Source organism: Mycobacterium sp., from assembly GCF_035697385.1.
In the GTDB taxonomy this organism is placed as follows: Bacteria; Actinomycetota; Actinomycetes; order Mycobacteriales; family Mycobacteriaceae; genus Mycobacterium.
Map to the genome: position 1 here is coordinate 1 of NZ_DASSCY010000077.1, position 22272 is coordinate 22272.

At 67.3% G+C, this 22272-nt stretch carries 30 protein-coding genes, 1 pseudogene and 1 riboswitch; of the genes and pseudogenes, 19 read left to right on the plus strand and 12 right to left on the minus strand.

Annotated elements, in window-relative coordinates; all coding sequences use genetic code 11:
- Positions 1-264, plus strand: a pseudogene (locus VFH65_RS07140) (DUF3071 domain-containing protein); the annotation flags it as partial.
- Between the two features lie 43 nt (positions 265-307).
- Positions 308-1114 carry a TIGR03620 family F420-dependent LLM class oxidoreductase gene (locus tag VFH65_RS07145; RefSeq protein ID WP_353320454.1) on the plus strand — a complete coding sequence of 269 codons (807 nt, stop codon included), beginning with the start codon at positions 308-310 and terminating at the stop codon, positions 1112-1114.
- A gap of 6 nt (positions 1115-1120) precedes the next feature.
- Here VFH65_RS07145 and VFH65_RS07150 read toward each other — a convergent pair whose 3' ends face one another.
- From VFH65_RS07150 to VFH65_RS07160, 3 genes are read right to left on the minus strand one after another with little or no spacing between them, the layout of a single operon-like run.
- The gene (locus tag VFH65_RS07150) at positions 1121-1366 is read right to left on the minus strand and encodes a DUF2537 domain-containing protein (protein WP_353320479.1); all 246 of its coding nucleotides are present in this window, start codon (positions 1364-1366) and stop codon (positions 1121-1123) included.
- A 23-nt stretch (positions 1367-1389) separates the two neighbouring features.
- Complete coding sequence (locus VFH65_RS07155; protein ID WP_353320455.1) at positions 1390-2208, minus strand: TrmH family RNA methyltransferase; 819 nt, start codon at positions 2206-2208, stop codon at positions 1390-1392.
- Complete coding sequence (locus VFH65_RS07160; RefSeq protein WP_353320456.1) at positions 2205-2636, minus strand: MarR family winged helix-turn-helix transcriptional regulator; 432 nt, start codon at positions 2634-2636, stop codon at positions 2205-2207. Before VFH65_RS07160 ends, VFH65_RS07155 begins: the two co-directional genes overlap by 4 nt.
- An 87-nt stretch (positions 2637-2723) precedes the next feature.
- On the opposite strand from VFH65_RS07160, the gene VFH65_RS07165 reads away from it, so the two are divergent.
- Together VFH65_RS07165 and VFH65_RS07170 are read left to right on the plus strand one after the other, a co-directional pair.
- A complete protein-coding gene (locus tag VFH65_RS07165; protein ID WP_353320457.1) occupies positions 2724-2963 on the plus strand; it encodes a DUF2530 domain-containing protein in 240 nt (79 codons plus the stop codon).
- A 20-nt stretch (positions 2964-2983) separates the two neighbouring features.
- A complete protein-coding gene (locus VFH65_RS07170) occupies positions 2984-3436 on the plus strand; it encodes an SRPBCC family protein (protein ID WP_353320458.1) in 453 nt (150 codons plus the stop codon).
- On the opposite strand, the gene VFH65_RS07175 is transcribed toward VFH65_RS07170, so the two are convergent.
- Entirely contained in the window at positions 3433-4194 is a 762-nt protein-coding gene (locus VFH65_RS07175) for a DUF3027 domain-containing protein (protein WP_353320459.1), read from the minus strand. The genes VFH65_RS07170 and VFH65_RS07175 overlap by 4 nt on opposite strands.
- Before the next feature lie 154 nt (positions 4195-4348).
- Here VFH65_RS07175 and VFH65_RS07180 point away from each other — a divergent pair, with 154 nt between their 5' ends.
- A complete protein-coding gene (locus tag VFH65_RS07180) occupies positions 4349-5929 on the plus strand; it encodes an MFS transporter (protein WP_353320480.1) in 1581 nt (526 codons plus the stop codon).
- On the plus strand, positions 5926-6414 hold the full coding sequence (locus tag VFH65_RS07185) for a DUF2771 domain-containing protein (RefSeq protein ID WP_353320460.1): 489 nt from the start codon (positions 5926-5928) through the stop codon (positions 6412-6414). The genes VFH65_RS07180 and VFH65_RS07185 overlap by 4 nt, the downstream gene beginning before the upstream one ends.
- On the opposite strand, the gene VFH65_RS07190 is transcribed toward VFH65_RS07185, so the two are convergent.
- Entirely contained in the window at positions 6399-7403 is a 1005-nt protein-coding gene (locus tag VFH65_RS07190; protein ID WP_353320461.1) for a glutathione S-transferase family protein, read from the minus strand. The genes VFH65_RS07185 and VFH65_RS07190 overlap by 16 nt on opposite strands.
- Positions 7404-7577: 174 nt before the next feature.
- On the minus strand, positions 7578-7988 hold the full coding sequence (locus VFH65_RS07195; RefSeq protein WP_353320481.1) for a cold-shock protein: 411 nt from the start codon (positions 7986-7988) through the stop codon (positions 7578-7580).
- Positions 7989-8142: 154 nt separating this feature from the next.
- Here VFH65_RS07195 and VFH65_RS07200 point away from each other — a divergent pair, with 154 nt between their 5' ends.
- The 4 genes from VFH65_RS07200 to VFH65_RS07215 all read left to right on the plus strand — a co-directional run bounded on the left by VFH65_RS07200 (position 8143) and on the right by VFH65_RS07215 (position 11565).
- On the plus strand, positions 8143-8556 hold the full coding sequence (locus VFH65_RS07200) for a YccF domain-containing protein (protein ID WP_353320462.1): 414 nt from the start codon (positions 8143-8145) through the stop codon (positions 8554-8556).
- On the plus strand, positions 8553-9605 hold the full coding sequence (gene moaA, locus VFH65_RS07205) for a GTP 3',8-cyclase MoaA (protein WP_353320463.1): 1053 nt from the start codon (positions 8553-8555) through the stop codon (positions 9603-9605). Before VFH65_RS07200 ends, moaA begins: the two co-directional genes overlap by 4 nt.
- Before the next feature lie 3 nt (positions 9606-9608).
- Positions 9609-9875, plus strand: coding sequence for a MoaD/ThiS family protein (locus VFH65_RS07210; protein WP_353320464.1), 267 nt, complete (start codon positions 9609-9611; stop codon positions 9873-9875).
- Between the two features lie 249 nt (positions 9876-10124).
- Positions 10125-10308: riboswitch (cyclic di-AMP (ydaO/yuaA leader) on the plus strand.
- Positions 10309-10317: 9 nt separating this feature from the next.
- Positions 10318-11565, plus strand: a complete 1248-nt coding sequence (locus VFH65_RS07215) for a transglycosylase family protein (RefSeq protein WP_353320465.1) — start codon at positions 10318-10320, stop codon at positions 11563-11565.
- Between the two features lie 4 nt (positions 11566-11569).
- On the opposite strand, the gene VFH65_RS07220 is transcribed toward VFH65_RS07215, so the two are convergent.
- From VFH65_RS07220 to VFH65_RS07235, 4 genes are read right to left on the minus strand one after another with little or no spacing between them, the layout of a single operon-like run.
- Positions 11570-11995, minus strand: coding sequence for a molybdenum cofactor biosynthesis protein MoaE (locus tag VFH65_RS07220; RefSeq protein ID WP_353320466.1), 426 nt, complete (start codon positions 11993-11995; stop codon positions 11570-11572).
- Positions 11992-12471, minus strand: a complete 480-nt coding sequence (locus VFH65_RS07225; protein WP_353320482.1) for a MogA/MoaB family molybdenum cofactor biosynthesis protein — start codon at positions 12469-12471, stop codon at positions 11992-11994. Before VFH65_RS07225 ends, VFH65_RS07220 begins: the two co-directional genes overlap by 4 nt.
- Before the next feature lie 28 nt (positions 12472-12499).
- The gene (gene moaC, locus VFH65_RS07230; protein WP_353320483.1) at positions 12500-12982 is read right to left on the minus strand and encodes a cyclic pyranopterin monophosphate synthase MoaC; all 483 of its coding nucleotides are present in this window, start codon (positions 12980-12982) and stop codon (positions 12500-12502) included.
- Positions 12983-13008: 26 nt separating this feature from the next.
- Entirely contained in the window at positions 13009-13203 is a 195-nt protein-coding gene (locus tag VFH65_RS07235; protein ID WP_353320467.1) for a hypothetical protein, read from the minus strand.
- A gap of 69 nt (positions 13204-13272) precedes the next feature.
- On the opposite strand from VFH65_RS07235, the gene VFH65_RS07240 reads away from it, so the two are divergent.
- From VFH65_RS07240 to VFH65_RS07265, 6 genes are all read left to right on the plus strand, one after another.
- Positions 13273-15528: a helicase-associated domain-containing protein gene (locus VFH65_RS07240; protein ID WP_353320468.1), complete on the plus strand. Its 2256-nt coding sequence runs from the start codon at positions 13273-13275 to the stop codon at positions 15526-15528.
- An 8-nt stretch (positions 15529-15536) separates the two neighbouring features.
- Positions 15537-17186, plus strand: a complete 1650-nt coding sequence (locus VFH65_RS07245) for a DNA repair helicase XPB (RefSeq protein WP_353320469.1) — start codon at positions 15537-15539, stop codon at positions 17184-17186.
- On the plus strand, positions 17183-17533 hold the full coding sequence (locus VFH65_RS07250; RefSeq protein ID WP_353320470.1) for a VOC family protein: 351 nt from the start codon (positions 17183-17185) through the stop codon (positions 17531-17533). The genes VFH65_RS07245 and VFH65_RS07250 overlap by 4 nt, the downstream gene beginning before the upstream one ends.
- 158 nt (positions 17534-17691) lie before the next feature.
- Entirely contained in the window at positions 17692-17964 is a 273-nt protein-coding gene (locus VFH65_RS07255; protein ID WP_353320471.1) for a WGxxGxxG family protein, read from the plus strand.
- A 114-nt stretch (positions 17965-18078) separates the two neighbouring features.
- Complete coding sequence (locus tag VFH65_RS07260; RefSeq protein WP_353320472.1) at positions 18079-18636, plus strand: CsbD family protein; 558 nt, start codon at positions 18079-18081, stop codon at positions 18634-18636.
- A gap of 26 nt (positions 18637-18662) precedes the next feature.
- Entirely contained in the window at positions 18663-19334 is a 672-nt protein-coding gene (locus VFH65_RS07265) for an IF2 family translation initiation factor (protein WP_353320473.1), read from the plus strand.
- On the opposite strand, the gene VFH65_RS07270 is transcribed toward VFH65_RS07265, so the two are convergent.
- Positions 19331-19675, minus strand: a complete 345-nt coding sequence (locus VFH65_RS07270; RefSeq protein ID WP_353320474.1) for a cupin domain-containing protein — start codon at positions 19673-19675, stop codon at positions 19331-19333. The two genes, VFH65_RS07265 and VFH65_RS07270, sit on opposite strands and share 4 nt — an antisense overlap.
- Before the next feature lie 88 nt (positions 19676-19763).
- Between VFH65_RS07270 and VFH65_RS07275 the strand changes: the two genes are divergently transcribed.
- A complete protein-coding gene (locus VFH65_RS07275; RefSeq protein WP_353320475.1) occupies positions 19764-20600 on the plus strand; it encodes an SDR family oxidoreductase in 837 nt (278 codons plus the stop codon).
- On the opposite strand, the gene VFH65_RS07280 is transcribed toward VFH65_RS07275, so the two are convergent.
- A complete protein-coding gene (locus VFH65_RS07280) occupies positions 20597-21586 on the minus strand; it encodes an LLM class F420-dependent oxidoreductase (protein ID WP_353320476.1) in 990 nt (329 codons plus the stop codon). The two genes, VFH65_RS07275 and VFH65_RS07280, sit on opposite strands and share 4 nt — an antisense overlap.
- A gap of 49 nt (positions 21587-21635) precedes the next feature.
- Between VFH65_RS07280 and VFH65_RS07285 the strand changes: the two genes are divergently transcribed.
- Positions 21636-22061, plus strand: a complete 426-nt coding sequence (locus VFH65_RS07285) for a pyridoxamine 5'-phosphate oxidase family protein (protein ID WP_353320477.1) — start codon at positions 21636-21638, stop codon at positions 22059-22061.
- Between the two features lie 4 nt (positions 22062-22065).
- Positions 22066-22272: class I SAM-dependent methyltransferase (locus tag VFH65_RS07290; protein ID WP_353320478.1), on the plus strand; the 207-nt coding region annotated here is incomplete at its 3' end.

Consider the following 22272-nt stretch of genomic DNA (forward strand, 5'->3'; position numbering starts at 1 on the left):
CCCGGCGCGCACGGCGGCACCGCCACCGCGTTCGACGACGCAGCGTGTGAACTGATCGATCCCGACTTCGCCCGCCCGCTGCGCCCGGTCGCTGCGGTCGCACCGCTCGCCTTCGAAGAGCCTGAGCCAACCTTGCCCATCGAGTCCCCCGAGCCGGCGCCCGAGCCGCCCGCCGCGCCCAAGCCACGCGCCCGCAAGGGCAAGCCCGCGGTGCCAGCGTGGGAGGACGTGCTGCTCGGGGTGCGCTCGGGCGGCCAGCGCTGACGGCTTGACCTGAAGTGTCGTTGAGGTCCTAACGTGCGTCGACATGACCACGCTTGGGCCAATCGGCCTCGCCAGCAGTAACCCGTACACCGACGACGCCGCGGTTGTTGCCGACGAGGCGCAGCACGTCGAGAGCCTCGGATTCTCCACACTGTGGCGGTCCGGCAATCTGCCGATGCTCGAGGCGGCGGTACGCGCCACCACGACCATTCCCGTCGCCACCGGGATCATCCCCGTGGCCAGCGTGCCCTCCGCCGATGTCGTCGCGACGTACCAATCGCTGCAGCGCGACCACCCGGGCCGCTTCATCGTCGGCCTCGGCGGCGCGCACGACGCGCATCCCCTCGAGACTCTCAACACGTACCTCAACGAGTTGGACGCCGCGGGTGTCCCGGCGTCGGCTCGGGTGTTGGCCGCGCTGGGGCCCAATATGCTTGCGCTGTCGCGTGATCGGGCCGGCGGCGCGTATCCGTTCCTGGTGACGCCGTCGTACGTGACGGACGCGCGAGCGGTGCTCGGGGCAGACCGGACTCTGGCGACGCTGGTGATGGTCGCCCCCGTCGCCGACCGTGAAGCCGCGCGACGGGCGGTGGCGCAACCATTGGACTTCCTGACGAAAGTCGGCGGCTATCGGCGCAACCTGATGCGCCAGGGCTTCTCCGAATCCGACATCGATGACGTCAGCGACCGGCTGCTCGATGGCATCGTGGCCTGGGGCGATCTGGACGCCATCGCGGCCCGCATAGCCGAGTTCCGTGCGGCAGGCGCCGATCAGGTGGTGTTGCGGATCCTGGGCGTCGACGATTTCGCGGAGTGGCGTGCCCGGCTGGCCGAGGCGCTGATCGGCTGAATTCCGTTATCCCCCAACGGCCATGGCAAGCAGGGCCAGCCACGCCGCGGCCACCCCGACGGCGGAGCCCAGCACGAACCACCGCCACACCGGCAGCTTGCGCCAACCCCACACCGTCGGAGCCAACCCTCCGACGGCTACCAGGTTGAGCCCGACAGCGAGCAACGGGTGCACGCGCGTCAGGCCCACGCTCAGCACGACAACGGCAGCGCCGGTCACCGCGGCGACGAAAGCGGCCACCGTCAAACCCATTGCCCACGGCGTCGAGTCGTCGGTCACGGCGCGAGCCTAGCTCGTTCATAGAACGCCAGCGCCGCCGCCGTCGCGACGTTGAGCGAGTCGGTGCCCCGCGACATCGGGATGCGCACCCGCATATCGGCCGCGCGCATCGCCCGTTCGGTCAGCCCCGGACCTTCGGCGCCCACCAGAATCGCGACCCTGTCGTCGGCGAGCGCCGTCATCGCCTCCGCAACCGTGCGGGCCGACGGGTCAGGAGTCATGGCCAGCAGCCGAAAACCGTTGTCCCGCAGCAACTCAAGATCCTGCGGCCATGCCGCCGCCCACGCATACGGCACCAGCAGCGCATGTCCCATCGAGACCCGGACAGCGCGCCGGTACAGCGGGTCGGCACAGCCGCTGCCGAACACCACCGCGTCGACGCCGAGGCCTGCCGCGTTGCGGAAGACCGAGCCGAGATTCTCGTGGTCGTTCACGCCCTCCAGAACCGCGACGGTGCGGGCACCGTCGAGCACCTGGGCCACCGACAGTTCCGGCGGGCGCGACGCCGACGCCAACACCCCGCGATTCAGATGAAATCCGACCACGTCGGCCATGACATCGGCAGCCGCCCGGTAGTAGGGCGCATCGACGCGGTCCAGGTCGGACGACAGTTCGGCCAGCCGCCGGTCGGTGCCCAGCATCGCGCGCGGGACGAACCGCGATGCCAACATGCGCTGCACAACCAGCACGCCCTCGGCGATCACCAGCCCCTTGCCGCTCGGCAGATCCGGCCTGCGGTCGACGCTGTTCAGGTCACGGAAGTCGTCGAGCCGGGGGTCGGCAGGGTCGCTGACGTCGATTACGTTGGGGCTCACGCGCTTTCATCGACAATCGCCGACATCAGGTCGGCGGCCATCAGCAACGTATTGCGTTGATCGGAGTCGAGCCGGGCCAGTCGTTGTTTCAGCCACTCCTGGCTGGCGCGGCGTTCGGCCTCGATCAGGTTGGTCCCGGCAGGTGATACCGACACCAGCACCTGCCGGCCGTCGGCGGGGTGCGCGGTGCGCGCGACGAAGCCCAGTTCGGCGAGTGACGCGATGACCCGCGTCATTGAGGGCGGGCGTACCCGCTCCCGATCGGCTAACGCGCCGGGGGTCATCGCACCCTCCTTGGCAAGCGTCGACAGCGCTGAGAGCTGCGACAGCGAAACCGGGGATTCCGGGCGGCGGAACCGCAATTGGCGAGCAAGACGAATGACCGCCAGCGACAAATCGCTCGCCAGCTGGCCGTCGTGGTCTTTCACGAGGCAAACAATACCTAGCGGATCTGTCGAAAGACGGCGAAACCGCGGGCATTTCTGACGTACGCGTAATCGGTTACGTTGTCTTCGATGAGCCCCGAACCGCCCCAGCTGCCAGCCGTGCTGCTCAAGCCATGGCCGGTCATCGTGGTGATCGCCACGGGCTGGGCGATCGCCGTGGTGCTGGCCTTCACGGTTCCCGGATTGCACGACTGGCGGCCCATCACGATCGCCGGGCTTGGCGTTGGGGCGCTTGGCACGTCGATCTTTCTGTGGCAACGTCACGCCGTGCGCCGCGGATCCCGTGGGGCACAAGGCGGTCTGGACTGAAGGACCTGAAGGGGGACGCAATGGCAGCGCCGCAGTTGCAAGCGCAGATCGACATCAATGCTCCGGTCTCCAAGGTGTGGGCGTTGGTCTCCGACTTCGGCCGAATGCCGCAATGGAGCCCGCAGTGCCGATTGATGAAGGCGTTCGGCCCGCTGCGTCAAGGCACGCGGACGTTCAACCTCAACCGTCGTAACTTCATGTTCTGGCCGACGACGTCCACGGTCACCGAGGTCATTCCGGAGAAGAAGCTGGCGTTCCGGGTGAACGCCAACAACACAATATGGAGCTACGAGCTGGAGCCCACCGAGACCGGCACGCGCGTGGTAGAGACCCGCCACGCCGAGAACGGCGTCAAGGCCTTCTCCAACATGACGGTCAACGCGTTGATGGGCGGGGTGCCGAACTTCGAGCGTGAACTCGTCGACGGCATGAACCAGTCGCTGGCCCGCATCAAGGCCGCGGCCGAAAGTTAGTCCCGCGGCTCGGCGAGGTCGAGCACGCCGTCGTCATACGGGTCGAAGAGCGGCGTCCCCGTGCCAGGCGGTTGCGGAGTGTCCGAGTGTGCGCCGCAACCGTATTCGGCGTCGACCACATGGCCGTCGGCGGCAAGCTCGTTGGCGCAGACACCGAACATCGAGCTCAGCGCGCCCGCCAGCGGAAGGTAGAAGCCGCAGTCGCGACACACGCGGCGGGTGGACCGTGCCATCGCCGAACCCGGCCCGTAATCCCCGTCATGCCAACGCTGCGCGGCCTCGCCCCGCCCCCACGGGCTGAGCACCTGCCTGCGGCCGAAGCCGACCTCCACCGCGACGTCGTCGATCTGCGGGTCTCCGGTGGCCGTGTAGCCCGGCACCAGCCGGGGGTCCTCGGACGGCGGTGCGAGCAGATCGCCTGGGCTCAGGTCGCCCGGCTTGATTCGCTCCTGCCACGGCACCCACTTGGGCGCCAGCAACGCCGTTGGCCCTGGCACCAGCACCACTTCGCTAATGGTGGCGTGGTCGGCGCCAGGCCAGGCCGCCACCACGACGGCCCACTGCCAGCCGCGGTATCCCGGCATGTCGGCGAGGAACCGGTGCGTGGCCGCCGTCGGATCCTCGAGACTGGCGCCCAGGTACTCCCCGACCGTGTTTTCGCCGCTGATCTCCACGATCGCCGCGCGCGCCTGCTCAACGGCGCCCTTAAGCACCGCCTCCAGGTCGGGGCGGTCGGTTGTGTCGGTCACGCTGTCCATCGCCACCAATAGTGCCTGACCGGCGAACGTGTAGCCACACCGGTCGCCTGCACGTCCGCTACCGCCGCCATGGGGGAGAATCTCTTGTGTGACCGGATCGCGGCGTGACCCCCGCTACTACCCGCCGCGCCCACCCGGCGAAGAACATCCCGGCATGGCCAACTATCCCAGCGATCCTGGCATGGAAGGCGGCTATCGCCGGTCGCGCCGGTCCATGCCGAGCGCCAACAGATGGCTGCCGCCGCTGAACGAACCGTCCAGGGAGTACGCCGACACGCCGCCCAATGTCGGTGCCGCTGCGGGACAGAAGGTCACCGTCACACGGGCGGCCGCGCAGCGCAGCCGCGAAATGGGTTCGAAGATGTACGGCCTGGTGCACAGGGCCGCCACCGCCGACGGTGCCGACAAATCGGGTCTGACCGCGCTGACGTGGCCGGTGGTCGCGAACTTCGCCGTCGACGCCGCGATGGCCGTCGCGCTGGCCAACACCCTGTTCTTCGCCGCGGCCAGCGGGGAAAGCAAGGGCAAGGTCGCGCTGTACCTTTTGATCACCATCGCGCCGTTCGCGGTCATCGCACCGCTGATCGGGCCTGCGTTGGACCGCCTGCAGCACGGCCGCAGGGTCGCGCTGGCCACGTCGTTCATGTTGCGCACGGCGTTGGTGGTGGTGCTGATCGCGAATTACGACGGCGCAACGGGCAGCTTCCCTTCCTGGGTGCTCTATCCGTGCGCGCTGGGAATGATGGTGCTGTCCAAGTCATTTAGTGTGCTGCGCAGTGCGGTGACCCCGCGGGTGCTGCCCCCGACGATCGACTTGGTGCGGGTGAACTCGCGACTGACGATGTTCGGCCTGCTCGGAGGGACGATGGTCGGCGGCGCGATCGCCGCGGCCGCGGAATACGGGTTCGGCCTGTTCCATCTGCCCGGGGCGTTATACGTCATCGTCGCGGCGACCGTGGCAGGCGCGGCGCTGTCGATGCGGATACCCAAGTGGGTGGAGAGCACAGCGGGTGAGGTGCCCGCGACACTGTCCTACCACGGCCGCAGCGGGGAGTTGCGTCGGCATCCGGAGCACTACAATCCATCGGGTGCCGCCCGACAACCCTTGGGCCGCAACATCATTACCGCACTATGGGGCAACTGCACAATCAAGGTGATGGTGGGCTTCCTGTTCCTCTACCCCGCGTTTGTGGCCAAGTCGCACGACGCCAGCGGCTGGGAGCAGCTTCGGATTCTCGGCCTGATCGGCGCCGCCGCGGCGATCGGCAACTTCGCGGGCAACTTCACCAGCGCGCGACTGAAGCTCGGCCATCCCGCAAAGCTGGTGGTGCGCGCCACGATTGCGGTCACCGCCGCCGCACTGGCCGCCGCGGTCACCGGCAATCTGCTGGTGGCCGCCGTCGCCACCCTGGTCACATCGGGCGCGAGCGCGATCGCGAAAGCATCGCTGGACGCATCGCTTCAGGATGATCTTCCGGAGAAATCACGCGCCTCGGCGTTCGGCCGTTCGGAATCTCTGCTGCAGTTGGCCTGGGTTGCCGGCGGCGCGACGGGCGTGCTCATCTACACCGATCTGTGGGTGGGCTTTACGACGATCTCCGCGGTGCTGATCCTTGGGCTTGCGCAGACGGTGGTCAGCTACCGCGGCGAGTCGTTGATTCCGGGCCTCGGCGGCAACCGTCCTGTGTTGGCGGAGCAGGAGGGCGGTCGGCCCGCGGCGGTGGCGCCCGAGTGAAACGGGTTGTCGCCGCATTGGCGGTCGTGGTTGTCGTGGCGTCGATCGGCACAGGCGTGTTGGTCTGGCGATTGCACAACGAGCCCGAACGCCCTGAAATCAGCGCATATTCGCATGGCGAGACAGCGCGGGTCGGGCCGTACCGGTACTGCGAAGTGCTCAATCCCACCGACTGCGAGATGCCGGGTGCCCAAGGCGAACTCGCGGTCGACGCACGGCACCCCGTGCAGCTATCTGTCCCGGCGAGCATCGCGCACGCACCATGGATTTTGTTGCGCGCCTATGAGGGATCCGACGTCATCGAGGAATTCCGGCCGGACAGCAGGCTGGCGGTCACCATCCCCACAGTCGACCCACAACGCGGCAAGCTGACCGGCTTCGCGGTACAACTACCGACGCTGGTCCGCGATGAGGCAGGCAACGAGTTTCCGGTGCCGCACGCGGAGTGGTCCGTGCGGACGGTTTGGCCTCAGCCGGCAGAGTGACCGGCTGGCACCCGCTCGCCTTCTGGCGTCGGGCCCGGCGGTGTGCCGTCGCCAAAGGGTCTGCCTCCCAAGGCTTCCCGACCGTGCGGGGTGAGCCAGTTGGACAGGTCTGGACCCGCTGGCACGATCTGCGTCGGGTTGATGTCCTTGTGCACGATGTAGTAGTGCTGCTTGATCTGGACGAAGTCGATGGTGTCTCCGAAGCCCGGCGTCTGGAACAGATCGCGCGCGTAGGCCCACAGCACCGGCATCTCGGAAAGCTTGCAGCGGTTGCATTTGAAGTGGCCGTGGTAGACGGGGTCGAAGCGGGCCAGCGTGGTGAACAACCGGACGTCGGCCTCGGTGATGGTGTCGCCGACGAGATAGCGCTGATTCCCGAGGCGTTCTTCGAGCCAGTCCAGCGCGGTGAACAACCGCTCGTAGGCCTTCTCGTAGGCCTCCTGCGACCCGGCGAAACCGCAGCGGTAGACGCCGTTGTTGACCTCGGTGTAGATGCGCTGAGCGACCTCGTCGATCTCGTCGCGCAGCTCTTCGGGATACAACTGCGGCGCGCCTTCGCGGTGGAATTTGGCCCACTCGGTGGAGAAGTCCAGCGTGATCTGCGCGAAGTCGTTGGTGACGACCTCACCGGTCGGGACGTCGACAACGGAGGGCACCGTGATGCCCTTCTGGTAGTCCGGGAACCGTTTGAGGAAGGCGTCCTTGAGCCGGGGGATCTTCAGCACCGGGTCGACGCCGCCGGGGTCGAGGTCGAAGGTCCAGCTGTCCTCGTCGTGCGTGGGGCCGCAAAAGCCGATGGACAGAACGTCTTCCAGCCCGAGCAGCCGGCGCACGATTATCGTGCGGTTGGCCCACGGGCAGGCCCTGGCGACAATCAGCCGGTACCGGTCCGGCTCGACGGGATAGCCGTCCCGGCCGTCGGCGGTGATACGGGTGGTGATGTAGTCGGTGTCGCGGTTGAAATCGCCACCGCTCGCGACGTAGCTCATGCCTTCAGGATGCCCTGAACGCATGACAAAAACCCGGGAAGCAGTAGGAAGGCATATTCAAAAGTGCCCGCGTAGCGAGCGACAACAGACGTTGCGCTGCAACGCTATCGGCGATTGTCGCTCGCTACGCAGGCAAATCGAAAATATGTCCCGGCCTCGCGCCCGCCCGTCGCGCTAGGCGTCGAGTTCCTGCGCGACGGCCTTGACTACCTCGGACACGCGGCGCGCCACCTTGCGGTCCGGGTATTTGCCCTTGCGCAGCTCCGGCTGCACCGCGCTTTCGAGCAGCGTGATCATGTCCTCGACCATGCCGTGCAGCTCGTCGGGCGTGTGCTTGTGCTCGGCCGCGGCGGCTTCGCGTCGCGTCCTGGTCAGGCTCGGCGGCGAGTCGAGAATCTTCAGGCTCAGCGCCTGCGGACCACGACGGCCCGCCGCCATGCCGAACTCGACTCGCTGTCCTGCCTTGAGACCGTCGACACCGGCAGGCAACGCCGAGGACCGGACATAGACGTCCTCGCCCTCCTCCTGCGATAGAAAGCCGAAACCCTTCTCGGCGTCGTACCACTTAACCCGGCCGGTCGGCACTGGTCTCACCTGCTTGTCTCTTGCGAACGACTACATCTGAACAATAGGAAAGCGTCCCGCCTGCGCCGGGACGCGATGGGGCTGATCCTACTCGGACGCCGCCCGGCGCAGCATCCTCTTTAGTCGGTAGTCTGAAACGACCGCTGGAGGAAAGATGCGCCTGATCCTGAACATTATCTGGTTGATCTTCGGCGGCCTGTGGCTGGCGTTGGGCTACCTGCTGGCAGCCCTGATCTGCTTCGTCCTGATCATCACCATTCCCTTCGGATTCGCCTCGCTGCGCATCGCCTCCTACGCGTTGTGGCCGTTCGGCCGCACCATCGTCGAGAAACCCGGGCCGCGGCCCGGCGCACTGATCGGCAACGTCATCTGGGTCATCCTGTTCGGCGTCTGGCTGGCCATCGGCCACGTGATCACCGCGGTGGCTATGGCCATCACGATCATCGGAATCCCACTGGCGCTGGCCAACCTCAAACTGATCCCGGTGTCGTTGATGCCGCTGGGCAAGGAGATCGTGCCCGTCGACGAGGCGCACTCAATGTCCATCAATTCGCGGGCCGCCGCATGACCGTCGTCGCTCTCGGCGTGCCGTCGATCCAGCGTCCCCTCGCCGCAGCGCCAATGAGCGGCGGACTGATCGACACCTTCGGCCGGGTCGCCACCGACCTTCGGGTGTCGCTGACCGACCGATGCAATCTTCGGTGCACCTACTGCATGCCTGCCGAAGGGCTGGACTGGCTGCCCGGCGAACAGCTGCTGCGCTCCGAGGAACTGATCCGGCTGCTGCGCATCGCCGTCACCCGGCTCGGCATCACCAGCGTGCGCTTCACCGGCGGCGAGCCGATGGTCGCCAAGCACCTCGAAGACGTCGTCGCCGCGACGGCCGCACTCACACCGCGTCCCGAAATCACGTTGACCACCAACGGTATTGGGCTCGACAAGCGTGCGGCGAAGCTGAAAAAGGCCGGGCTTGACCGGATCAACGTGTCGCTGGACACCGTCGACGCCGCACGCTTCGCCCACATCACCCGCCGTGACCGGCTGGCCGACGTGCTCGCCGGCCTGGAAGCCGCCAAGCAAGCGGGGCTAGAACCGGTCAAGGTCAACGCGGTGCTGGACCCGGTCACCGGGCTCGACGACGCGGTGGCGCTGCTGCGCTTCTGCCTCGATCACGGATACCAGCTGCGCATCATCGAACAGATGCCTCTCGATGCCGGCCACGCCTGGCAGCGCGGGAAAGCGATCAGCGCGGACGACGTGCTGGCCGCGCTGCGGCGCCACTTCGACCTGACCCCCGACTCCGCACCGCGCGGTTCGGCCCCAGCCGAGCTGTGGCAGGTCGACGGGGGCAGGGGCAGGGTCGGCGTCATCGCGTCCGTGTCACATCAGTTCTGCGCGGCCTGCGACCGCACCCGGCTGACCGCCGACGGACAGATCCGCAACTGCTTGTTCAGCCAGCAGGAGACCGACCTGCGCCACCTCCTGCGCACCGACGCGGACGACGAAGCGATCGAAGCCGCGTGGCGCGCCGCGATGTGGGCCAAGGCGGCTGGGCACGGCATCAACGACCCGGGCTTCGTGCAGCCGGACCGCCCGATGAGTGCGATCGGCGGCTGAGCAATGTCGATGACGACGACGGTGCAGGTGACCGTCCGCTTCTTCGCCGCGGCCCGCGCCGCCGCGGGCGCCGAGACCGAGCCCGTCAGCCTTCAACCGGGCACCACGGTCGCCGATCTGGTCGATCAACTCGGCCAGCGCAACGCCGAACTCGCCAAGGTGTTGAAGCGATGCTCTTTCCTGTGCGACGGCTTCGCAGTGCGCGATACCGCGACGACGCTGGCGCCGGGGCAGACCGTTGACGTGCTGCCGCCCTTCGCCGGCGGCTAAGCGTGATTTACGTCACATAACGAAATGGTCACAAGCTGGCTACGGATCGTTACCTGGCCGGTGGCACCTGGGGAAACGGCGCGTAATCCTGGGCATTTAGACCTTCTTTATCATTTGCCATCAGCAGAAACGCCGCGCTGAGCAAAAGATGACGGGAATACCACGAGCCGTTACGGTCTTGAGCCAAGCCCCTCGACCCTAATCGGGTGGCCCGCTGTGTCCGGATAGCGCCGAGCTCCATCCGTTCGGATATGGCCAACGACAAACAATTTGGATGGAGGCGGGGGACCCACCGGTCCACCGAGTAGATGGACCAGGGGCCGCTTGCGGCTCCTTGGGGTGAAGCCGTCGTCGTCATATCGACGATGCCGGCCGGGCGACCTCTCCAGCCCGAACCCGACAGCTGACCTCGCGGGCGCATGAGAGAGGACCAACTGCACCTATGAGTGGACGGCATCGCAAGCCCACTACATCGGCCGTAAACGTCGCAAAGATCGCCTTCACCGGCGCAGTCATCGGTGGTGGAAGCCTCGCCCTCGCAGGGCATGCTGGCGCCGCAACCGACGGCGAATGGGACCAGGTCGCCAAGTGCGAATCCGGCAACAACTGGGCCATCAACACCGGCAATGGATATCAGGGCGGGCTCCAGTTCTCGCCGAGCACCTGGTCGGGCCACGGCGGCGGCGAGTATGCGCCCGCCGCTCATATGGCCACCAAGGAAGAGCAGATTGCCGTTGCCGAGCGCGTGCTGGCCAGCCAGGGCAAGGGTGCATGGCCGACGTGCGGTGGCCCGCTGTCCGGCGCGACGCCGCGCAACGTCGTCGACCAGGCACTCGATGCCGTCGGCCTGAACGGCGAACTGCCGCCGCCTCCGCCTTTCGACCCGTTCGCCCCGCCGCCTCCACCGCCGCCAGCCCCGTTCGACGCGATGGCCGCTCCTCTGCCCGAGGCGCCTCCGCCTCCACCACCGATCGACCCGTTCGCTCCCCCGCCACCGCCGGCACCTTTCGATGCGATGTCGGCCCCGCTGCCCGAGGCGCCGCCACCCCCGCCGCTGCCTGAGCCGCCGCCACCGCCGCCGCCTGTCGAGGCGCCGATCGTCGACGCGGCACTTCCGCTCGACGCGCCGCTGCCGCCGCCTCCGCCCGTTGATGCAGCGCCGATCGAGGGCACCCTCGTTCAGTCCGCCCTGCAAGTTCCAGCGCCGCTGGAGCCACCCGTACTGCCGCCGCTCCCGCCCGCCCCACCGGCTCCCCCGGCGCCGCCCGCGCCGGGGGCCGTGGCGGCGCCTCCGCCCGCCGACCCGCTGGCTCCGCTCAACGCCGGCAACATCCCGGGGCCGGTCTTCGACGCGGCCAATCAGGCGGCGACGGATCCCGCCGCCGCCCTTCCGCCGGTGCCGGCCGAGGTGCCGCACCTGGTGAGCCCGGAGAACCTGCCTCCCGGCACCGTCGATGAGCTGCCGCCCGCGCCGGGGCAGGGACCGAACACGACGTATCTGCGGGAGATCTGGCACGCGATCCAGACTCAGGACATCAGCGGCAAGGACGCGCTGCTGGCCCTGACCCAGCGTCCGCTGACCACGCCGGACACCCCGGGTGGCCCGCCGCCGAATCTGCCTGTGGGACCGGCTGATCCGGCCGCACCGCCGCCACCGGCACCGATCCTGCCGCCGGTTCCGCCTGCCTAAGCGCTCAGGCGGATCCGACCCATTCGTCGGTGCCGTCTGCGAAGAACTGGTGCTTCCACACCGGTAGTCGGGCCTTGACGGTGTCGACCAGTCGTTCGCACGTCTCGAATGCCGCGCCTCGGTGGTCCGCTGCAACGGCGGCCACCAGGGCGGCATCACCGATCCGCAGCGTTCCGATTCGGTGGCTGACCGCGATGGCCCGTACACCCTGACAGTCGGCCGCGATCTCGGCGGCCACCTCGGCCAGGGTCTGCTGCGCTGACGGGTGGGCGGAGTACTCCAACCGCGTGACCGTGCGTCCGCCGTCGTGATCACGGACGACACCCGCGAATCCCACCACCGCCCCGGCCGCCTGGTGCGCAACCAGTGCTTCGTGCTCGCTCAGCTCGATGGCGTCCTCGGACAGCCCGGCGCGCAGGACGATCGTCATCGCGAATGATCCTTTCCGCCGAGTTGATCGAGCGCATGCTCGAGGACGCCGTCGAGCACGCCAAGGCCGTCCTTGACGCCTCCGGGCGATCCCGGCAGGTTCACGATCAACGTGCGGCCGGCGACCCCGCATACGCCTCGCGACAGCACCGACGTCGGCACGTGCGGCAGTCCGGATCGCCGGATGGCGTCGGCAAGGCCGGGGATCTGGTAGTCGAGCACACCCTCCGTCGCCTCCGGGGTGGCGTCGGTCGGGGAGATCCCGGTCCCGCCGGAAGTGATTATCACGTCGACGTTTTCGGCCAGCGCCGCGCGCAGCGCCCGGCGCACGTCCACGCCGTCGGCCACGACGACGGGATCGGCGACGGCGTATCCGCGACCACTGAGCCAGTCGTTGATGATCGGTCCGCAGCGGTCCTCGTACACGCCTGCCGAAGCACGCGTAGAGGCGATGATGACTCGCGCGGAGCGGCTCAACGTTGTCTGTTCTTCGCGCAAGCGCTCATCACCTTGCCCACGGCCCCGTCTTGCCGCCCTCTTTGCGCAGCACCCGGATGTCGTCGATGCGTGCGGCCGGGTCGACCGCCTTGATCATGTCGTAGATCGTCAACGCCGCCACGCTGACCGCCGTCAACGCCTCCATCTCGACACCGGTGCGGTCGGTGCTGCGCACCGTGGCGGTGATCTCGACGGCGTCGGGGCCGATCGTGAAGTCGATGTCGACGCCGGTGAGGGCCAGCTGGTGACACAGCGGAATGAGATCGCTGGTGCGCTTGGCGGCGAGGATGCCCGCCACCCGCGCCGTGGCAAGGGCGTCGCCCTTTGGCAGCCCGCCGGATGCGATCAGCTCGACGACGTCGGCCCGGGTCTTCAGCCTGCCCGCGGCGACGGCGGTGCGTTTGGTCGCGTCCTTGCCGGTCACATCGACCATGTGCGCCGCGCCCGATTCGTCGAGGTGCGAGAGGCGGGCCCCGGCGGAGCCGGGCAGATCAGCACCAGGGCCGTCGGACACCGTTACTTGTTGACGACCGTGACGGGGTGCACGTACGGGATGTCGTCGGTCGGCAGCGGGAACGTCAGCTCTCCGAAGGGCGACAGGGCGCCGGTGCGGTCAGTGGCCAGCTCGCTGACCGCGTGATCGTCCTCGCCGTCGAGCACGGGCCAGCCCGGATCGACATACTGCTTCTTCTGCCGTTTGTTCTCAGCCACGCCCACATTGTGGCAGGCGATGCGAGCGGCGGCGAGGTTGGGCGGCCTTGAAAGTTACGCTGGTCAGCAATGACCGCACAGACTCCGGGCGTGCCCCTGGGCGCCTGGTTGGCCGAGCTTCCCGATGAGCGGCTGATCCGGCTGCTCCAGTTGCGGCCCGACCTTACCCAACCGCCGCCAGGCACCATAGCGGCGCTGGCCGCCCGCGCGCAGGCCCGACAGTCGGTCAAGGCCGCGACCGATGAGCTCGACTTCCTGCGCTTGGCGCTGCTAGACGGGCTGCTCGTGCTACACGCAGACACCACCGCGGTGCCGCTGACCAAGCTGTTCGAGCTGGTCGGCGACCGTGCGAGCGAGGACACAGTGGTGTCCGCCGTGGACGATCTGCGGGAGCGCGCGCTCATTTGGGGCGACTCGGAGGTGCGGGTGACCACTGAGGCGGCGGCAGGGCTGCCCTGGTACCCCGGCCAGGCCATCGTGGAGACCGACGACTCAGCCGTGGCGATCGCCGACCGGTTGGCCGAGGCCGACGAAGCTCAGCGCGAGCTGCTGGACAAGTTGCTCGAGGGTTCCCCGATGGGGCGGACGCGTGATGCAGCACCGGGCACCCCGCCGGATCGCCCGGTGCAGCGGCTGCTCGCGGCGGGCCTTCTGCGCCAGGTGGACGACGACACGGTGATCCTGCCGCGGCTGGTCGGTCAGGTACTGCGCGGCGAGCAGCCGGGGCCGGTGGCACTGACCGAACCCGACCCCGTTGTCACGACCACCACCGTCGCCGACGTCGATGCGGTGGCAGCCGGTGCCGTCATCGACCTGCTCCGCGAAGTCGATCTCGTGCTCGAAACGCTCAGCGCCACACCGGTTCCCGAGCTGCGCAGCGGGGGCCTCGGCGTACGCGACGTCAAGCGGCTGACCAAAACCACCGGCATCGACGAACGGCGGCTGGGACTGATTCTCGAAGTGGCCGCCGCGGCGGGGCTCATCGCGGTCGGGATGCCCGAACCTGAGCCCGTCGACGGCTCGGGTCCGTATTGGGCGCCGACGGTGGCGATGGACCGCTACGTCGAGTCGCCGACGGCGTTCAAATGGCACCTGCTTGCGTCGACGTGGTTGGACCTGCCGGGCAGGCCCGGACTGATCGGCAGTCGCGGACCAGACGGCAAACCCTATGCGGCGCTGTCGGATTCGCTGTTCTCGACCGCCGCGCCACTAGACCGGCGCCTGCTCCTCGACGTCCTGGCGGACCTGCCGCGGGGTGCGGGCGTGGACGCGGCAGAGGCGTCGCAGGCGATGATCTGGCGGCGGCCCCGCTGGGCGGTTCGGCTGCAGCCCGAACCGGTGGCCGACCTGCTGGCGGAGGCGCACGCCCTGGGTGTGATGGGCCGCGGCGCATTGGCCACGCCGGCCAGGGGCCTGCTGGCCGGTGACCCGCCCGACGACGTCATCGCTGCGATGGCGAAGGTGTTGCCCGCGCCCATCGACTACTTCCTGCTGCAGGCAGACCTGACGGTGACCGTGCCGGGTCCGCTGGAACGAGACCTGGCCGAGCAGCTGGCCACCGTTGCGACCGTGGAGTCCGCAGGCGCGGCGATGGTGTACCGGATCAGCGAGGCCTCCATCCGGCGCGCCCTTGACACCGGCAGGACCGCAAGCGAGTTGCACACGCTGTTCAAACGGCACTCCAAAACTCCTGTGCCACAAGGATTGACGTATCTAATCGACGATGTCGCACGCAGGCACGGACAGTTGAGGGTGGGCATCGCGGCCTCGTTCGTGCGGTGTGAGGACCCAGCGCTGCTGGCTCAGGTGGTTGCCGCGCCCGCTACCGAGGATCTGGAGATACGTCTGCTCGCGCCGACTGTCGCGGTATCGCAGGCCCCGATCTCCGAGGTGCTCGCCGCGCTGCGCGGGGCCGGTTTCGCACCGGCGGCCGAAGACTCGTCGGGCACGATCGTGGACCTGCGGGCCCGCGGGGCCCGGGTGCCCGCACCGCCGGGCCGCCGCCGGGCCTACAGGACGATGCCGAGCCCGACGGGTCAGACGCTGCAAGCGATCGTCGCGGTGCTGCGCAAGGTGGCGTCCGCCCCGTTCGGCAACATGCGGCTCGACCCGACCGTCGCGATCTCCGAACTGCAGGAGGCCGCACACCACGAGGCGTCGGTCGTGATCGGCTACGTCGACCCGGCGGGCGTCGCCACGCAGCGCGTTGTGGCGCCGATCAACGTCCGCGGCGGCCAGCTGACCGCCTACGATCCGGCGTCAGGGCGGGTCCGCGAGTTCGCCATCCATCGCGTGACGTCGGTGGTGTCCGCCGAGCCTGGATAATAGACAAAATGACCGACGGCCCCCTGATCGTGCAGTCCGACAAAACGGTGCTGCTCGAAGTCGACCACGAGCAGGCGGGCGCCGCGCGCGCAGCGATCGCTCCGTTTGCCGAGCTGGAGCGTGCGCCCGAGCACATCCACACCTACCGCATCACCCCGCTGGCGCTGTGGAACGCCCGCGCCGCCGGCCACGATGCCGAGCAGGTGGTCGACGCGTTGGTGTCATTCTCACGCTATGCGGTACCGCAGCCGCTGCTGGTCGACATCGTCGACGTGATGGCCCGCTACGGCCGGCTGCAGCTGGTGAAGAGCCCGGTGCACGGCCTGACGTTGGTCAGCCTTGACCGCGCGGTGCTCGAGGAGGTGCTGCGCAACAAGAAGATCGCACCGATGCTCGGCGCCCGCATCGACGACGACACCGTCATGGTCCACAACAGCGAGCGCGGCCGCGTCAAGCAGATGCTGCTCAAAATCGGTTGGCCCGCAGAGGATCTGGCCGGCTACGTCGACGGCGAGAAGCATCCGATCAGCCTCGCGCAGGACGGTTGGCATCTGCGCGACTACCAGGAGATGGCAACAGAGTCGTTCTGGGAGGGCGGCTCGGGTGTCGTGGTGCTGCCGTGCGGTGCGGGCAAGACGCTCGTCGGCGCCGCGGCGATGGCCAAGGCCGGCGCGACCACGCTCATCCTCGTCACCAACACCGTGGCGGGCAGGCAGTGGAAGCGTGAACTCATCAACCGGACCTCGCTGACCGAGGAGGAGATCGGCGAATACTCCGGGGAGAGAAAGGAAATCCGGCCGGTCACCATCGCCACCTATCAGGTGATCACCCGCCGCACCAAGGGCGAGTACCGGCACCTCGAGCTGTTCGACAGCCGCGACTGGGGTCTGATCATCTACGACGAGGTGCACCTGCTGCCCGCACCGGTGTTCCGGATGACCGCGGACCTGCAGTCGCGGCGGCGACTCGGGCTGACCGCCACGCTGATTCGCGAGGACGGCCGTGAAGGCGACGTGTTCTCGTTGATCGGTCCGAAGCGCTACGACGCGCCGTGGAAGGACATCGAGGCGCAGGGCTGGATCGCTCCGGCGGAATGCATCGAGGTGCGGGTGACGATGACCGACAACGAGCGAATGCTTTATGCCACAGCCGAACCCGAAGAGCGCTACAAGCTGTGCTCGACGGTGCACAGCAAGATCGCGGTGGTCAAATCGATCCTTGAGCGCCATCCCGGTGACCAGACGCTGGTGATCGGCGCCTATCTCGACCAGCTCGACGAACTCGGCCGGGAGTTGAACGCGCCGGTGATTCAGGGTTCGACGAAGACCGCCGAGCGGGAGGCGCTGTTCGACGAGTTCCGCCGCGGCGAGATCCCGACGCTGGTGGTGTCCAAGGTCGCGAACTTCTCCATCGATCTTCCTGAAGCCAATGTGGCCGTTCAGGTTTCGGGGACGTTCGGATCACGGCAGGAAGAGGCACAGCGGTTGGGGCGGCTGCTGCGGCCCAAGGCCGACGGGGGTGGCGCGATGTTCTATTCGGTGGTGTCGCGCGACAGCCTCGACGCTGAATACGCCGCGCACCGGCAGCGCTTCCTTGCCGAGCAGGGCTACGGCTATGTGATCAAGGACGCCGACGACATGCTGGGCCCGGCGATATGACCGTCAAACGGGTGATGCCTGTGCTCACTGTGTCCGACGTGGACGCGGCGCGTGAGGCATACGTGCGGGTTCTCGGGCTGCGCGAGGTGATGAACCTCGGCTGGATCGTCACGTTGGCCGACGAAGAGCTTCACCATCAAGTAAGCCTGATGACCAAGGACGCGACGGCGCCGATGAACCCGACCGTGTCTATCGAGGTGGACGACGTCGACGCCGCCTTTCAGGCCGCCATCGACGCGGGTTTGCAGATCGTCCATCCGCTCAGCGATGAGGAATGGGGTGTGCGACGGTTCTTCTTCGCGGATCCCGCAGGCAACGTCGTCAATGTCTTGAGGCACGCGAATTAGCCAGCGGGTTTGATCCTGCCGAGGCTGGGTAATCCCTGGGCTGCGAGTTGAGGCGGGCCCAGCGAGTCATGGCGGGCCGCGCAGCACGACTAGAGCAGCTGGTCCGCAGACCTTTCCCGGTCGCCATGGACCGATTCGATTTATCTGGAGCAGAAACAATGCACAAGACACTTGGTGTGTCCGCGACCGCACTCGCCCTTTTATTCGGTGGCACGAGCATCGCCCAGGCAACGACGCCTATCGATCCGATGCCGGCATCCACCACGACGACGCTGGCCGCCGATACCGACGAAGGTGACAGTGACACGACCGGTCTTTGGGGTTTGGCAGGCCTGTTGGGCCTGATCGGACTCGTCGGTCTGAAACGCCGAACCGATCGCGACGTCACCGCGGCCCCGGCGGTTCGCGGCCGGAACGCTCCGGGCGTCTGACAACGAACGGTTGCCGCCCCTGGGTCGCTGTCAAGCGCCCGGGGGCGGTGCCCGCACCCATAACCCCTCGACACTCCTTTTTGAGCTGTCGATCGATGCGTGAAGGAGACTCAGATGACTGAGCACAGCAAGGCCGGCGAGGCGCGGAAGGGCTTGATCGATTCGGTCAAGGGCAAGGCGAAGGAAATCGCCGGTGCAGTAACCGGCAACGACTCGCTGACTGCCGAGGGACAACTGGAGCAGACCCAGGCCCACGAGCGCAAAGAGGCCAACAGCGTCGAAGCGGTCGCCGACGCCGAGGCCGCCCAGGCCCATGCCGAGGCAACAGAAGCCAGGGCGGAAGGCGCCAAGGAGCGAATCACGGTCAACGCGCAGACAGCGGCCGTTGAGAACTCCGTGCGAACCGAGCAAGCTGCGCAGAAGCAGGCGGCCGAGCAGGCCGCACAACGCGTTGCTGCCCAAGAGAAAACGCGTGCCGAACTCGACGCGCAGGCCGACGTGCAGCGGGCCAAGGCCGATGAGCGCGAAGAAGTCAGTGCCGCGGCTGAAGAAGTCGTCGACGCCGTGGACGAACATCAGACCGCGGTGAAAGGCGCGTCGAGCGCCAAAGCGGAAGCCGATCGCATCAGACGCCAGGCCGACAAGCTCACCAACGAAGCCGGCCTGCCCTGAGCAGCGGCAAGACCCAGGAGTTATCAATGAATCTCACCAACGCCTCACGCGCAGTTCTGCGTTTGCAGTACCGGATAGTTCGCTTCCCGCTTCAATTGATCGAGGAGCGCGTCGTTGCTCGGCTGGATCCGGAAACGCCAGCGCGACTGTTCTACGAGCGGTCGCTGGGATTGCTGGACGTGTCCGTCGGCAATGCACTGGCCGATCGTCAGCTGGAAAAGCGTGGCGGCGCGCTCGCCGAGCGTAGCGACGCGCTGCGTCATGCGGCCCAACTCGACGCTGAGGCGACTCAGGCAAAAGAGCAGGCCGATGCCGAGCTGAAAGCCAAGAGCGACAAGGCGATCAAGGACCGGAACGACGCACGGGCGGTGAAGGAGCGCGAAGTCGAAGACGCGCGGACCGCTGCCGAAGATCGCAAGCGCGCCGCCGAAGAGGCCGCAAAAACGCGTGCCGCCGCCGCGAAGCAGAGCGCCGACCAAACGGCTGCCCAGCGAAACAAATCGGCCGAAGTCGCTAGGCGCGATGCACAAGCCAGGATTCGCGCTAGCGAGCAGAAGGCCTCCGCCGCTGCCAAGTCCAAGCTCGACGATGCTGCGGCGATACGCAACGAAGCTGCAAGCAAGCGCGCGCAGGCGAACCGAGTAGAGAAACTCGCCGCCGCCGAGAAGCGGAAGCGCCAGTCGCAGCGGGCGAACTAGGTATGCGGCCCAACGGGTTTCGACACGGTCAGTAACACGACCGAATCCTCAATCGCGTGCAGGCCGTGTCGTTCGCGGGGCAGGATGATGTGATCGCCCGGCGATCCGTCCCATCCGGATTGCGAGTTCGTCACCCGGACCCTGCCCTGCAACACCTGCAGCGTGGCCTCGCCAGGGCTTTCGTGGTCGTCCATGGTGCTGCCCGCCGTCATCGCCATCAGGGTCTGACGCAGGCTGTGTTCGTGGCCGCCGTACACCGTGTGGGCGCTGCGCCCGCTACTGGATGCCCGTGCCGTTTCCAAGTGTTGGCGTGCGAGTGCGGTGAGCGAGATCTTCTCCATCGCCGGTGATCCCCTTCCAGACGTTCGGACATGTTATCGAGCGGATCGACTATGGATCGTCTCACTTTCGACCCGTTGACTTCGAGGCATGAACAACACAACCACCAACACCATTCTCGTCATCGGAAGCACCGGCAAGACCGGAAAGCGCGTCGCAGACCAACTCGAAGCGCGCGGCATCCCCGTCCGGCAGGGCTCGCGCTCGGCCGACATCCCGTTCGATTGGGAGGAACCCCAGACCTGGGGGCCTGCGCTCGCCGGCGTCGACAAGGTCTACATCACCTACTACCCGGACCTCGCCGTCCCCGGCTCGGTCGACGCGGTTCGACAACTCACGGCGCTGGCCACGCACGCAGGCGTTCGCCGGCTGGTGCTGTTGTCGGGCCGCAACGAAGTAGAAGCCGAACGCGCCGAGGACGTCGTCAAGGCGTGCGGCCTGGAGTGGACCATCGTGCGGGCGGCGTTCTTCGCGCAGAACTTCAGCGAGGGCGCCTGGCTGGATGAGATTCTCGCGGGCAGCGTTTCGCTTCCGGTGCGCGACGTCCATGAGCCGTTCGTCGACGCCGACGACATCGCCGACGTCGTCGTAGCGGCGCTGACCGAGGACCACCACGTCGGCCAGCTCTACGAGCTGACCGGGCCGCGGCTGTTGAGCTTCGGCGACGCGGTGGCCGAGGTCGCGGCGGCCGCCGGACGGGACATCGACTTCGTGTCAGTCTCGATCGACGGCTACGTCGCGATGCTGGCCGAGTACGGGATGCCGCAGGACTTCATCTGGCTGCTGAACCACCTGTTCACCGAAGTGCTTGGCAGCAAAGCGCAATTGGCCGACGGTGTGCAGCGTGCGCTGAGACGCGAGCCGAAGGATTTCGCGGAGTACGCCCGTGAGACCGCGGCGACGGGCGTGTGGACGGCCGGGAGCTAGCTGAGCGCCGGGATCACTTCCCGCTCGAACAGCTCGATCCCCGACCGATCGTAGGCGGCCTCGGGAAAGTACAGGATCGCATATTCGCAACCCAGTTGGCGCATGCGCTTGAGCTTCTCGACGACCTGTTCCGGTGTGCCACTGGCAGATTCGGGAGCCTTGAGCATGTTGAGCATGGAGTCGACAGCGGCTGGATTCGCCTTGCTGACCTGCCGGGCGCGGATCCGGTCGATGCGGTCGGCGACGTCGGCTTCCGAGTCCCCGATCACGGCGTTGAAGTTGGCCGACCGCACGATCGCGCCGTAGTCCGTACCGACGTCACGGCAATGATCGGCCAGCAGCTGCGATTTGCGGGCGAACCCGGCGGGCTCGGAGGTGAAGTTGGTGTACTGCGCATACTTGGCGGCGATGCGCAGTGTCACCTTCTCGCCGCCGCCCGCGATCCACAGCGGAAGACCGTCCTGCTGCAACGGCTTTGGCTCCACGATCGCACCGTTGGCCTGATAGTGCTTGCCGTCGAAGCTGACCTGTCCGTCGCGCCAGGCGTCGCGCATGATCTGCACGCCCTCCTCGAGACGCCCCAGCCGCTCCCCGGCCGATGGGAAGCCGTAGCCGTATGCGCGCCACTCATGCTCGTACCAGCCGCCGCCGATGCCCATCTGGACGCGGCCACCCGAGATGATGTCTACCGTGGCCGCAACTTTGGCGAGGTACACCGGGTTGCGATAGCTCATCGCCGTGCACATCTGACCGAGCTTGATCCGCGAGGTCGTCGCCGCGTACGCCGACATCAGCGACCACGCCTCGTGGGTGGCCTCGCTGGTCGGCACCGGCACGGTGTGGAAATGGTCGTACACCCACAGCGAGTCCCACGCGCTGTCGTCGGCGTAGGCAGCGAGGTCTCGCATCACCGTCCACTGCTTGTCGGTGGGAATGTCCACCAGATCGAGCCGCCAGCCTTGAGGAATGAACAGTCCAAAGCGCATGGTTTTCGACTCTACGACCGTGTCGGTCTCGACGACTAGCCTGGCGGGCATGGCCCTTTCCAAAGAAGAACGCGAACAGTTTCTGGCCGAGCCTCACATCGCGGCGTTATCGGTAAGCGCAGGTGACAAGCGCGGACCACTGACAGTGCCGATCTGGTACCAGTACAGCCCCGGCGGCGAGCCGTGGGTGCTCACCGGCAACGGTTCCCGCAAGCATCGCCTGATCGAGACGCAGGGCGAATTCACGTTGATGGCCCAGCGCCTCGAACCCACGGTGCGTTACGTGGCGGTCGACGGCCCGGTCAGCCGCATCGAGCCCGGCACCGACGACCACCTCGTCGAGGTGACGAAGCGCTATCTTGCGCCCGACAAGGTCGAGCCCTACCTCGAGTTCGCTCGTCGCGAGCATGGTGAGTCGGTGATCGTCTTTATGAAACCGCAGCATTGGATTTCGGCCGACCTGGGGTCGATCTAGCGCCATGTCGTCACGGCAACTTCTCTTCAATGCGTTCTACCGGCTCGGCTTTGTCCCGTGGGACGGCCACCCACTGGCCAAGAGCCTGCGTGACCTGGTCGAGGGTGACAATGCCCTGCCCGCCGGCACGGCGCTCGACCTCGGCTGCGGCACCGGCGACAACTCCTTGTATCTGGCCAAACACGGCTGGCAGGTTACCGGTGTCGACTTT

Coding starts and splice junctions, on each gene's coding strand:
- VFH65_RS07210 (WP_353320464.1), top strand. CDS start 9,609: ATGTCGATGACGACGACGGTGCAGGTGACCGTCCGCTTCTTCGCCGCG.
- VFH65_RS07200 (WP_353320462.1), top strand. CDS start 8,143: ATGCGCCTGATCCTGAACATTATCTGGTTGATCTTCGGCGGCCTGTGG.
- VFH65_RS07190 (WP_353320461.1), bottom strand. CDS start 7,403: ATGAGCTACGTCGCGAGCGGTGGCGATTTCAACCGCGACACCGACTAC.
- VFH65_RS07255 (WP_353320471.1), top strand. CDS start 17,692: ATGCACAAGACACTTGGTGTGTCCGCGACCGCACTCGCCCTTTTATTC.
- VFH65_RS07220 (WP_353320466.1), bottom strand. CDS start 11,995: ATGACGATCGTCCTGCGCGCCGGGCTGTCCGAGGACGCCATCGAGCTG.
- VFH65_RS07250 (WP_353320470.1), top strand. CDS start 17,183: ATGACCGTCAAACGGGTGATGCCTGTGCTCACTGTGTCCGACGTGGAC.
- VFH65_RS07180 (WP_353320480.1), top strand. CDS start 4,349: ATGGCCAACTATCCCAGCGATCCTGGCATGGAAGGCGGCTATCGCCGG.
- VFH65_RS07240 (WP_353320468.1), top strand. CDS start 13,273: ATGACCGCACAGACTCCGGGCGTGCCCCTGGGCGCCTGGTTGGCCGAG.
- VFH65_RS07215 (WP_353320465.1), top strand. CDS start 10,318: ATGAGTGGACGGCATCGCAAGCCCACTACATCGGCCGTAAACGTCGCA.
- VFH65_RS07260 (WP_353320472.1), top strand. CDS start 18,079: ATGACTGAGCACAGCAAGGCCGGCGAGGCGCGGAAGGGCTTGATCGAT.
- VFH65_RS07150 (WP_353320479.1), bottom strand. CDS start 1,366: ATGGGTTTGACGGTGGCCGCTTTCGTCGCCGCGGTGACCGGCGCTGCC.
- VFH65_RS07175 (WP_353320459.1), bottom strand. CDS start 4,194: ATGGACAGCGTGACCGACACAACCGACCGCCCCGACCTGGAGGCGGTG.
- moaA (WP_353320463.1), top strand. CDS start 8,553: ATGACCGTCGTCGCTCTCGGCGTGCCGTCGATCCAGCGTCCCCTCGCC.
- VFH65_RS07165 (WP_353320457.1), top strand. CDS start 2,724: ATGAGCCCCGAACCGCCCCAGCTGCCAGCCGTGCTGCTCAAGCCATGG.
- VFH65_RS07285 (WP_353320477.1), top strand. CDS start 21,636: ATGGCCCTTTCCAAAGAAGAACGCGAACAGTTTCTGGCCGAGCCTCAC.
- VFH65_RS07245 (WP_353320469.1), top strand. CDS start 15,537: ATGACCGACGGCCCCCTGATCGTGCAGTCCGACAAAACGGTGCTGCTC.
- VFH65_RS07145 (WP_353320454.1), top strand. CDS start 308: ATGACCACGCTTGGGCCAATCGGCCTCGCCAGCAGTAACCCGTACACC.
- VFH65_RS07275 (WP_353320475.1), top strand. CDS start 19,764: ATGAACAACACAACCACCAACACCATTCTCGTCATCGGAAGCACCGGC.
- VFH65_RS07270 (WP_353320474.1), bottom strand. CDS start 19,675: ATGGAGAAGATCTCGCTCACCGCACTCGCACGCCAACACTTGGAAACG.
- VFH65_RS07280 (WP_353320476.1), bottom strand. CDS start 21,586: ATGCGCTTTGGACTGTTCATTCCTCAAGGCTGGCGGCTCGATCTGGTG.
- VFH65_RS07170 (WP_353320458.1), top strand. CDS start 2,984: ATGGCAGCGCCGCAGTTGCAAGCGCAGATCGACATCAATGCTCCGGTC.
- VFH65_RS07265 (WP_353320473.1), top strand. CDS start 18,663: ATGAATCTCACCAACGCCTCACGCGCAGTTCTGCGTTTGCAGTACCGG.